Source organism: Mycobacterium sp. URHB0044, assembly GCF_000620625.1.
GTDB lineage: Bacteria > Actinomycetota > Actinomycetes > Mycobacteriales > Mycobacteriaceae > Mycobacterium.
Window position 1 is genome coordinate 97,856 of record NZ_JIAW01000025.1, and the last position, 10,345, is coordinate 108,200.

Consider the following 10,345-nt stretch of genomic DNA (forward strand, 5'->3'; position numbering starts at 1 on the left):
CCAGGGCGTTCACTGTCTGGGCCATCCGAACGTTGTCACGGCTTGCCACATTGATCCTGTGGGTTTGGCGGATCTCCGACCGACGGCCTGCCGTAGACGTAGCGTCGGCTCCGGGGGCGCGTGATGACGCAATTCACTAGTGGGCCGTTTCGACGGTTTGGGGTTCGTTTCGGCATAGCTGTCGCGGCCATCTCGATGGTTTGCGGCGGTGCCACGCAATTCGCCGTCGCGGGACCGAAATCCGTCGCGATCGCCGTACAGTCCGTTGCCTCGATCAGCGAGACGCCGACCACGGTGGGCGTCGCGGACTCGGCGCTGTACTTCGAAACTCCCGAACAGATCGAGGAAACGCTGGATGCCCTCCAGGCGATGGGCGTGCAGAACGTGCGGATTCAGATCCCCTGGGCGGGAGTGCAACTGCTGGGCCCCAATTCGTACCTATGGCAGTACGTCGATAACGAGGTCAACGCTGCGTATGCCCGAAACATGGGCGTGCTCGCTGAGATCAACGCCACCCCGTGGTGGGCAGGCAGTCCTCCCATCAACGGGCAACCGAACTCACCGGAGGCGTACGCGACGTTCGTCGGCAAGGTGGCCGAACGCTACGAGGGCAAGATTGCCGCCTACGAGGTCTGGAACGAGCCGAACGCCAAGTTCTTCTTCGACCCGGTCGACCCCGCCGCGTACACCGATCTGTTGAAGGTCGCTTATCCGGCGATCAAGCAAGCTGATCCGTCGGCGCTCGTCATCGGGGCAGTCGTGGGCTCGACCCTCACCATCGGGCAGATCACCATGAATCCGGTGGACTTCGTCGCTGGCATGTACGCGGCAGGTGCACACGGGTACTTCGACGCGCTGTCATTTCACCCGTACCACTACACGCTTCCATTCTCCGAGGGCGCGGACGTACCGCAATCTCCCATGCGTCAGCTCATGGCCATCAGGCAGTTGATGGACCTCAACGGCGACGGCGGCCTCAAGGTCTGGGCCACCGAGTACGGGGAGCCCGCCTCGGAAGGCGGGGTTCAGCAACAGGCCGACTTCACCGAGGATTTCCTGAACTCCTGGCACACCGTCGACGGCACCGGCCCCATGTTCATCTACACCACGAAGGACATCAATTCCGCCAGCACGAAACCGAGCGAAACACTCGGACTCTTCTATGACACCGGGCAACCCAAGCCGGCAGCGGCGATCGTCGCCGAGTTCCTCGGCGCGCAGCCACCGGGGGCGATCCCGTCGCGACCCATCCTCGCAGCCATCAAGGCGGTGGCCTACGCGCTCGCGCAGATCACACGGAACGTAGCCGGCCTCTTCGTCGACGCGATCCGATTCGCGGTGAACGCGACGGTATCGGTGATCAGGGGCCTGGTCGACTTCACCGTGGGCCTAATCCAGGCCGGGGCACAGCTGGTCCGTGACTTCGTGGATCGGATCACCGACCGCCCGCCGCCGCCCGCCACGGCCGTCACCGCCTTGTCGTCGACCGCCGCGGTGCGTGCCACACAACCCGCCGTCGACGCGATCGATCCCCCTGCCCAGCGATCATCAGTCAAGGTGGCGCGCGTGGCTGCCGTCGATACGGCGGAGGCCGGGACTTCGGGTGTCGCGGAAACCTCGATAACCGGGAAATCCGGCGACGTCCCTGAGCGTGTCGTGATCGCCGAGTCCACCGCATCACCCGAGCCCACGACGGCCGCCGAACCGACCAAATCGACCAAACCCACCACGGCGGCCGAACCCACCACATCAGCCGAATCCGCCACGGCGGCCAAACCCACCACATCATTAAAGGCGCCCGACGAACCCGACCCGTCGACGCCGGACGCCACGCCGAGCAAGCCGGCTACCAAGCCGTCGGCGGCCGCCGCGACGGGCGCCTTGGGAGACTCTTGATGCTCCCTCATCGCGGGAGTGTCAAGCATCAGCCGAAACACTGTCGCCCATCAACCGGAGACGAAATGTCAGCCATCACCCGACGCAATACACATCTCAAGTGGGGCGGGCGGGGCTCGAACCCGCGACCAAGGGATTATGAGTCCCCGGCTCTAACCAACTGAGCTACCGCCCCGTGCGCGAAAGCGCACCAATGTTCCCACGTCGCGAGGTGAAGCCGCAGACGGGTCCGCCGCCGTGTGGGCTACGAGCGGGGAGGGCAGTTGACGTCGAGGAACGCGACGTTCAAACTGCCGGGGTCCCGCAGCACGCCGTTCTCCTCGGCTCCGCGCAGGCCGCTGACGCCGGTGACGCTGCATGACGACAACGGCACGTCGACGGTCTGGTTGATCCGCACGGTGTAGCCCTCCGCCTCCAGGACGCGGACGGCTTGGTCCGCCGGGTTCCCGGTCAACGGAATGGCAGCGGCGCTGCTGGCCAACGCCAGACCTCCTGCGGCGAGCGAGGCGACAGCGGCGGCGCTAACGACGAACTTCTTCATGGCTTCTCCTTGGCTGGACCCCTCATGTCGGGGTTCCTGGTGCTCACCAGCCTGCTCGGGCGCGGACGTCCGAACTTGGAGAAAGTGTGGAGACTGCGTGGAGATACGGGTCAGCTGTATACCGGCTGGCCGTCCAGACCCAGCAGGTAGCGCTCCGTCCCCTCCTCAACCCGGGGCGCGTCCCCGCCAAGCGCCACGGCGATCTTGTTGATCCCGTTGCGCATCACGTCGAACGTGATCTCGAGGGCCTCCCCGTCCGAGAAGTGCGCCCGCACCCCGGCGGCGACGTCGGGCGAGATCGAGGACGGCGTCCAGATCAGCGCGTCGACGTAGCGCAGCGCCGCCTTCTGCCGCTCATCCAGCAGCGCAGACGTCTCGTAGCGCTCGATGTCGGCGTACATCGACTCCGTCCCACCCGCATCCAGTGCAGCCCCCTCGCGCAGCGACTTGCACAGCCGGCAGTTGTGCTGCACCGCACCACGCAGCCGGACCACCTCGGTGGTCACCGGATCCAGCGACCGCAACGCCCCGACCGTCGACGCGAACCGGTTCAGCAGCAGATCGACCGGATCGGTGACGTGATCCCACTCCGTCGGCTCTGTGATCGGCGGCAGGCCGAGCGCGCCGAGACCCGCCCGCACCCGCGGCACGAAGTCGGCCACGAAGATCAACGCCGTCACCCGAAACGCGTTGGCGCCCAAAGCCGCGAAGAAGGCTGCGCGCTGCTCGGCGCCGATCATCGACACATCGACCGCGAACTGTTCGGCGAACGCGGCGAGCAACGAATCGTCGTCGGGCGCAGCCTCAGATGCCAGCGCAGGCAGTGACACCGCGCGGGCGCACGTCTCGCGCACCAGCGCGTTGCGCGCGGCGTCCCCTTCGGGAGACAGCGCGATGAGTCGGGTCAGCAGGCCGTAGACATCATCGTCCATGCCCGGATTATTGCGCCTGACTCACCGAGGACATGTGAAAGTCGGGGATTCGCAGCGACGGCATGGACGCGCGCGTCGCCCAGTCACCCCACTCCCGGGGCAGATTGACCTCGCTGACCCCGGCCTCGGTGGCACGACGCAGCAGGTCCAGCGGGCTTTCGTTGAAGCGGAAGTTGTTGACGGCCGCAGTGACCTCACCGTCCTCGACCAGGTAGACGCCGTCCCGGGTCAGCCCGGTCAGCAGCAGCACCGTCGGGTCGACCTCGCGGATGTACCACATCGTGGTCAGCAGCAGGCCGCGCTCGGTCGCCGCGATCATGTCCGCCAGGCTGGCCGCGCCGCCCGTCATCAACAGATTGTCGGCGGGCACCGCGACGGGTGCGTCGAACTCGGCGGCCACCGCCCGCGGGTAGGCCAACGCGTTGATCACCCCGTCGCGGATCCAGTCGACCCGCGAAACGTCCATGCCGTTGTCGAAGACCGACACCCGCTCCGACGAATTCGTCGTCGCCACGTACGGCGCGCACTCCAGCCCCGCCGCAAAGGGATCCGAGTACAACGTCAACCCGAGATCGGTGAGCTTCTCCCCCACCCGGGTTCCGCCGCCCGGCGCCGACAGGGCCGTGCGGCCCTCCTGCGCACCCCGGCCGTCCATGGTCCACGCGAGGTAGATCATCATGTCCGCGACGGTCGACGGCGGCATCAGCGTCTCGTACCGGCCGGGCGGCAATTCGATGGTGCGCCGCGACCAGTCCAGCCGCGTCGACAGATCGTCGAGCATGGAATCCGTTGGGACCGCAGCGAAGTCGGGAGTGCTGACGCCCGCCCAGGCACTCGCGCCGTCGCGCTTGGCGTTGATCTCCACCGAGCCCGTCGGCTGTGTGAAGCGCCGTCGCAGACCGCTCGACGTCGCGACGAACGTGGTGTCCAGTTCGTGGCGGGCGAAGCCGTACAGCCGGTCGGTCCCGCGGAAGCCGGCCGCGAGGCTCTTCGCGACGTCGGCGAAGACGTCCGCACCGGTCACGGGGATCGGTGCGTCCCAGTCGGCCGGGGTGTCGGTGCCGGCCAACGCCGGCGCGCTGTCGCGGGCTTCCGGCGCCGAGCGCGCCGTCGCCTGGGACGCTGCAACCAGACCGCCGATCGACGTGGGGTCCACCTCACTGGACTTCACCGAGCCGACGAACGCCTTCTCACCCTGGCGCACAATCGAAATCACCGTGGTGTCGCGGCTGAACGATTCGCCGTTGGTGGTCATCGAGTTGCCCGCCCAGCGCAGCGATGCTGCCGCACGGTCGGTGACCAGGACGATGGTCTCGTCGGCGCCGCCCAGCCGCGCCGCCTCGGCCAGCGCGATCTCGACGACCTGCGGAGCACTGATCATCAGTCGCGCCCCGATTCGGTGCGGGTGTTCAGTACGTTGATGCCGCGGAACAATGCGGACGGGCAGCCGTGACTGACCGGAGCGACCTGACCGGGCTGGGCCTTGCCGCAGTTGAACGCGCCACCCAGCCGCCACGTCGACGGACCGCCGACGGCCTCCATCGCGCCCCAGAAGTCCGTCGTGGTGGCCTGATAGGCGACGTCACGCAGTTGCCCGTCGAGGCGTCCGCCGCGGATCCGGAAGAACCGCTGCCCGGTGAACTGAAAGTTGTACCGCTGCATGTCGATCGACCACGACTTGTCCCCGACGACGTAGATGCCGTCGTTGACCCGGCTGATCAGATCCTCGGTGCTGAGGTCGTCGACGCCGGGTTGCAGCGACACGTTGGCCATCCGCTGGATCGGCACGTGATGCGGTGAGTCGGCGTACGAGCAGCCGTTGGACCGCGCCTCCCCGAGCCGCGGGGCGAACACCCGGTCGAGTTGATAACCGACGAAGATCCCGTCGCGCACCAGATCCCAGCTCTGCGAGCGCACGCCTTCGTCGTCGAAACCGACGGAGGCCAGGCCGAACTCGACGGTCCGGTCGGCGGTCACGTTCATCACCGGGGAGCCGTACTTCATGGTGTTCAGCTTCTCCGGCGTGGCGAACGAGGTGCCCGCGTAGGCCGCCTCGTAGCCGATGGCCCGGTCGTATTCGGTGGCGTGGCCGATGGATTCGTGGATGGTCAGCCAGAGGTTCGACGGGTCGATGACCAGATCGGTGGGCCCGGCCACGACGCTGGGCGCCTTCGTCTTCTCCGCCAGCAGCGACGGCAGCTGCGCGAGCTCGGTCGACCAGTCCCAGACGTCGTCGCCGGCGACGACCTCCCAGCCGCGCGCGGTCGGTGGCGCCAGGGTGCGCATGGTCTCGAACGTGCCTGCCGAGGCGTCGACGGCGACCGCCTCCAACGTCGGCTGGATCCGCACCCGCTGCTGGGTGATCGACGAGCCGAACGTGTCGGCGTAGAAGGCCTGCTCCTTCACGGCCTGCAGCCCCGCCGATACGTGGTCGACGCCGTCGGCGGCGAGCAGGCGCCCGGAGTATTCGTCGAGCACGCCGATCTTGTCGGCGGCGGCGATCTCGAACGGATCGATCCGGTAGTCCGACACCCAGGTCGCGTCGGCGTAGACCGGTTCGGGGGCCAGTTCTATGCGCTCGCCGTTCAGCGCGGCCAACGTGGTGGCCACCCGAACGGCCCGGCGCGCGGTGTCGGCGGCCACCGCAGGATCGAGCTCGGCGTGCGAGGCGAACCCCCACGTTCCGTCGACGATCACCCGCACGGCCAACCCGATCTCCCGGGTAAGCACGGAGGTCTCCAGCTCACCGTCGCGCAACTGCACGACCTCGGTGGTGATGCGGTGGATCCGCACGTCGGCGTGGCTGGCGCCTGCGCTCACGGCCGTCGACAGGGCGGCGTCAGCAAGCTCGTGGCGCGGCAGCGCGAGGAAGTCGGCATCGACGGGGCGGTGCGCTGTCACGCCCTACACGGTAGTGGCATCGCCGTCGACGGGCCGGGATGGCCTTTAATGTCGAGGGTGAGAGTGTCGGGGGTAGGGCTGAGGCGGACTGCGCTCGGATACAGCCTGCTCGCGCCCAGCCTGTTCGGCGTGGTGGTCTTCCTTCTCCTGCCGATGCTGGTGGTGGCGTGGCTGAGCCTGCAGCACTGGGATCTCCTCGCGCCGATCGAGTATGTCGGACTGTCCAATTGGCGCGCGGTGCTGACCGACTCGTCGTTCGGCACGTCGTTGGTGGTGACGGTGCTGTTCATCGCGATGGTGGTCCCCGTGCAAACCGTGCTCGGCTTGTTCGCGGCGGCGATGCTCGCCCGTGGCCTGCCGGGCACCGGCGCCTTCCGCACGCTCTACGTGCTTCCGTGGATCTGCTCACCGCTGGCGATCGCCGTGCTGTGGCGCTGGATCCTGGCGCCCACCGACGGCGCGGTCGGCACCGTGCTCGGGCAGCGCATCGAATGGCTAACCGATCCGGACTTGGCGTTGCCGGTGGTCTCGGCGGTGACGGTGTGGACCAACGTCGGCTACGTGACCCTGTTCTTCCTCGCCGGCATCCTGGCGATCCCCAAGGACGTGCAGAACGCGGCGCGCACCGACGGCGCGACGTCGTGGCAGCGGTTCCGGCACATCACCGTGCCGATGCTTCGGCCCACGCTGTTCTTCGTCCTGGTGACGGGGATCGTCAGCGCTGCACAGGTTTTCGACACCGTCTACGCGTTGACCGGCGGCGGACCCCAGGGTCGCACCGACCTGGTGGCGCACCGCATTTACGCCGAAGCGTTCGGCGCGGCCGCGGTCGGCAGGGCAGCGGTCATGGCGGTGGTGCTGTTCGTGCTGCTGGTCGGTGTCACCATCGCCCAGCACCTCTACTTCCGACGGCGGATCAGCTATGACCTCGTCTAATGAATGACCCTGCCGTCCACCGGAACGAGTAGTCGGCTACGCGTGCGTTTACTCCGAGCCCGCCGGACGATTCCAATGACGGCAACCGCCGGCGGCGGGCAGCGCCTGATCCGCGCACGGGGAAGAAGAAGCGCATGGAAATTCGCAACTTGGTGGCCGGGACGGCCATCGCGCTGGCCATCGTGGGCGCACCGATGGCTGGCGTCCTTGGCGGGCCGGTTGGTTCGGTGGGCGTAGCTTCAGCGGATGGCTGCGGCAGCGGTACCGGCGCCGGCGGTGGCGTCTGGTGCGTGCCAACCAACACGGCACCGCTCGTGCCCACACGGGTCCTCGGTGCTGGCGGCGAGGGTGCCGGTGAACTCGTGCGGGACGTTCGCTGCGCATGGCCAAGCTGTGGTCCCCGGTGGTGGCCCGACGGAAGTCTTCGGCCCATGCGGTGATTCTCGGTAGCCGCGGTGAGTGTTGATCCCCGATCGTCGAGATCTTCGAATGCACCGACTACCGTCCAAGACTGTGCTCTGCGAATGCCTGACCCTTACCGCGTTGGCTGATGTGTGACGTCGTCTAAAGTGCGCGTCAGCCGGGCGTCCGGCATCGCCATCTATTCTCTGCTGATAGTCGGCGCGGTGATCACGCTGCTCCCGTTCGGACTGGGCCTGCTGACGTCGTTCACCTCCGCTCGGCAGTTCAACACCGAGTCGCCGCTGTCCCTGCCGACCCCACCGACGCTGGCCAACTACACCGGTCTGGCCGACGCCGGATTCGGCCGGGCCCTCGTGGTGACGGCGTTGATGACCGCGGTGATCCTGCTCGGGCAGCTGACGTTTTCCGTGCTCGCGGCGTATGCGTTTGCGCGCCTGGAGTTTCCGGGCCGTGACGCGTTGTTCTGGGTGTACGTGGCGACGCTGATGGTTCCTGCGACGGTGACGGTGGTGCCGCTGTATCTGATGATGGCCGAGGCCGGGCTGCGCAACACGTTCTGGGCGCTGGTGCTGCCGTTCATGTTCGGCTCGCCGTATGCGATCTTCCTGCTGCGCGAGTACTTCCGCACCATCCCGGCCGACCTGATCAGGGCCGCCCGCGTCGACGGTGCGAACACGCTCGACGTCATCGTGCACGTGGTACTGCCCGCTAGCCGCCCGATCCTCGTCACACTGGCGCTCATCACCGTTGTGTCGCAATGGAACAACTTCATGTGGCCGTTGGTCATCACCAGCGGCGACCAGTGGCGGGTGCTGACCGTGGCCACCGCGGGCCTGCAGTCGCAGTACGACGGCCAGTGGACGCTGGTGATGGCGGCGACGACGGTCGCGATCGTGCCGTTGATCGTGGTGTTCGTGGCGCTGGGCCGCCACATCGTCTCGTCGATCGTCGTGACGGGGATCAAGTGATGCCGAGACGCTCCACGCTCGTGGCGGCCGGGATCGCCGCGACGATGGCCGTGCTACTCGTGGCGGCGCTGTTGCTGGGCCGTACCGACGGAGCCGACGGCCGCACCGTGGTGACGGTGCGGCTGTGGGATCAGCAGGTGGCGGCGGCCTACCGGCAGTCGTTCGACGAGTTCAGCCGTGAGCATCCCGACATCGAGGTGCGCATCAACGTCGTCGCCTACAAGTCCTACTTCGACACACTGCGCACCGACGTCGCGGGCGGCGGTGCGGATGACGTGTTCTGGCTGTCGAACGCCTACTTCGCCGGCTACGCCGACACCGGCAGGCTGCTCGACATCGGCAAGACGCTGGGGCAGGACGCGTCGCGCGCCTGGGAACGGTCGGTGGTCGCACAGTTCACCCGCGGTGGCGCGCTGTGGGGCGTTCCGCAGCTCACCGACGCCGGAATCGCGGTGTACTTCAACGCCGACCTCCTCGACGCGGCGGGCGTCGACCTCGTCGACCTGCTGCGGTTGCGCTGGTCGCCGGGCGCAGGTGACACGCTGCGGCCGCTGCTGGCCCGGCTCACCGTCGACGCCGACGGAAACCATCCGGGGACACCGGGATTCGACCCCGGCCGAGTCCGGCAGTGGGGCTACAACGCGGCGAACGACCTGCAGGGCATCTACCTCAACTACATCGGCTCGGCCGGCGGGGTGTTCCAGGACGGCGACCGGTTCGCGTTCGACAACTCCGCGGCGACGCAGGCATTCGAGTACCTCGTCGGACTGATCAACCGCGACCACGTCGCTCCCCCGGCGTCCGACACCAACGACAACGGCGACTTCTCCCGCAACCAGTTCCTGTCCGGGAAGATGGCGCTGTTCCAGTCCGGCACGTACAACCTCGCGCCGGTCGCCGATCAGGCCCAATTCAGGTGGGGCGTGGCGATGCTGCCGACCGGCCCGACGGGTCGAGTGAGCGTCACCAATGGCATTGCTGCGGCGGGGAATTCGTCGACCAAGCACCCGGAGGCGGTGCGGGAGGTCCTGGCGTGGATGGGCAGCGCGCGCGGCAACCAGTACCTGGGCGCCAACGGCGCGGCCATCCCCGCCGTCACCGCGGCCCAACCGACCTACTTCGCGTACTGGGCGTCCCGTGGCGTCGACGTCACGCCGTTCTTCAAGGTGCTCAGCGGGCCGCGTATCCCGGCACCGGGCGGGCCCGGCTTCGCCGCCGGGTTCCAGGCGATCAAGCCCTACTTCGACGAGATGTTCCTCGGGCGCCGCGACGTGGCCGACAGCCTGGCCGCCGCGCAGCTCGCCGCGAACGCGGCCGCCGACCGGTAACGACCGCCAACCCCACCGCCGAGCGTGAACATATGTTCGATTTTTAGGCGAAAAGTCGTACATATCTTTGTGATGTCTCGGGACATCGGTGACAGTTCTGTATCAGGACTTTGGTGACAGTAGGTGTGTCAGGACTTCGGTGACGCTTCGTCGTCTTTGGCGCGTGGGCCGCGGGGTCGGCCGTTGCCGACGTATTTGACGCCGGGTGCGGGTCGGGTTCGTTCGGCGAGGACCTCGCCGTCCAGATCGGTGATGATGATGTTGTCGCCGTCACTGACGACGAGAACCTGTTGAAAGGCGTATTGGGCACCGACCTTGTAGGCGACTGAGTTCAGTCCGATGTTGCCCACCGCGCTGACCGTTCGGGCGCAGGTGTTGGCGGGCAGATCTGCGGGCGGCGGTGTCCGCGGGAACTGGTAT

9 protein-coding genes, 1 tRNA gene and 1 pseudogene are annotated in these 10,345 nt (G+C 67.5%); 5 read left to right on the forward strand and 6 right to left on the reverse strand.

What is annotated here, in order from left to right:
• The first annotated feature begins 123 nt into the window (after nucleotides 1–123).
• Complete coding sequence (locus tag N536_RS40990; RefSeq protein ID WP_081809476.1) at nucleotides 124–1,896, forward strand: cellulase family glycosylhydrolase; 1,773 nt, start codon at nucleotides 124–126, stop codon at nucleotides 1,894–1,896.
• A 101-nt stretch (nucleotides 1,897–1,997) separates the two neighbouring features.
• Here N536_RS40990 and N536_RS0132465 read toward each other — a convergent pair.
• The 5 genes from N536_RS0132465 to N536_RS0132485 form a co-directional block, all read right to left on the reverse strand.
• Nucleotides 1,998–2,071: transfer RNA gene (locus N536_RS0132465), tRNA-Ile, on the reverse strand.
• A gap of 69 nt (nucleotides 2,072–2,140) precedes the next feature.
• The gene (locus tag N536_RS0132470; protein WP_051574917.1) at nucleotides 2,141–2,437 is read right to left on the reverse strand and encodes a hypothetical protein; all 297 of its coding nucleotides are present in this window, start codon (nucleotides 2,435–2,437) and stop codon (nucleotides 2,141–2,143) included.
• Nucleotides 2,438–2,547: 110 nt separating this feature from the next.
• Nucleotides 2,548–3,369 (reverse strand): carboxymuconolactone decarboxylase family protein, encoded by an 822-nt coding sequence (locus tag N536_RS0132475; protein ID WP_029117431.1) that lies wholly within the window; start codon nucleotides 3,367–3,369, stop codon nucleotides 2,548–2,550.
• 7 nt (nucleotides 3,370–3,376) lie between these two features.
• Complete coding sequence (locus tag N536_RS0132480; RefSeq protein ID WP_029117432.1) at nucleotides 3,377–4,750, reverse strand: metallopeptidase TldD-related protein; 1,374 nt, start codon at nucleotides 4,748–4,750, stop codon at nucleotides 3,377–3,379.
• Nucleotides 4,750–6,270, reverse strand: coding sequence for a TldD/PmbA family protein (locus N536_RS0132485; RefSeq protein ID WP_029117433.1), 1,521 nt, complete (start codon nucleotides 6,268–6,270; stop codon nucleotides 4,750–4,752). The genes N536_RS0132480 and N536_RS0132485 overlap by 1 nt, the downstream gene beginning before the upstream one ends.
• A 48-nt stretch (nucleotides 6,271–6,318) precedes the next feature.
• On the opposite strand from N536_RS0132485, the gene N536_RS0132490 reads away from it, so the two are divergent.
• From N536_RS0132490 to N536_RS0132500, 4 genes are all read left to right on the forward strand, one after another.
• Entirely contained in the window at nucleotides 6,319–7,206 is an 888-nt protein-coding gene (locus tag N536_RS0132490) for a carbohydrate ABC transporter permease (RefSeq protein WP_036438354.1), read from the forward strand.
• Nucleotides 7,207–7,340: 134 nt separating this feature from the next.
• Nucleotides 7,341–7,646 carry a hypothetical protein gene (locus tag N536_RS42440; RefSeq protein WP_155948839.1) on the forward strand — a complete coding sequence of 102 codons (306 nt, stop codon included), beginning with the start codon at nucleotides 7,341–7,343 and terminating at the stop codon, nucleotides 7,644–7,646.
• Between the two features lie 129 nt (nucleotides 7,647–7,775).
• Complete coding sequence (locus tag N536_RS0132495; protein WP_029117435.1) at nucleotides 7,776–8,597, forward strand: carbohydrate ABC transporter permease; 822 nt, start codon at nucleotides 7,776–7,778, stop codon at nucleotides 8,595–8,597.
• Nucleotides 8,597–9,925 carry a sugar ABC transporter substrate-binding protein gene (locus N536_RS0132500; RefSeq protein ID WP_036438356.1) on the forward strand — a complete coding sequence of 443 codons (1,329 nt, stop codon included), beginning with the start codon at nucleotides 8,597–8,599 and terminating at the stop codon, nucleotides 9,923–9,925. The genes N536_RS0132495 and N536_RS0132500 overlap by 1 nt, the downstream gene beginning before the upstream one ends.
• A gap of 128 nt (nucleotides 9,926–10,053) precedes the next feature.
• On the opposite strand, the pseudogene N536_RS42705 reads toward N536_RS0132500, so the two are convergent.
• Nucleotides 10,054–10,345 (reverse strand): annotated as a pseudogene (locus N536_RS42705) (IS481 family transposase); the annotation flags it as partial.

Excerpts from the sequence above, each read along its gene's own strand:
- N536_RS40990 (WP_081809476.1), top strand. The coding sequence starts at position 124 with ATGACGCAATTCACTAGTGGGCCGTTTCGACGGTTTGGGGTTCGTTTC.
- N536_RS0132470 (WP_051574917.1), bottom strand. The coding sequence starts at position 2,437 with ATGAAGAAGTTCGTCGTTAGCGCCGCCGCTGTCGCCTCGCTCGCCGCA.
- N536_RS0132475 (WP_029117431.1), bottom strand. The coding sequence starts at position 3,369 with ATGGACGATGATGTCTACGGCCTGCTGACCCGACTCATCGCGCTGTCT.
- N536_RS0132480 (WP_029117432.1), bottom strand. The coding sequence starts at position 4,750 with ATGATCAGTGCTCCGCAGGTCGTCGAGATCGCGCTGGCCGAGGCGGCG.
- N536_RS0132490 (WP_036438354.1), top strand. The coding sequence starts at position 6,319 with ATGTCGAGGGTGAGAGTGTCGGGGGTAGGGCTGAGGCGGACTGCGCTC.
- N536_RS42440 (WP_155948839.1), top strand. The coding sequence starts at position 7,341 with ATGGAAATTCGCAACTTGGTGGCCGGGACGGCCATCGCGCTGGCCATC.
- N536_RS0132500 (WP_036438356.1), top strand. The coding sequence starts at position 8,597 with ATGCCGAGACGCTCCACGCTCGTGGCGGCCGGGATCGCCGCGACGATG.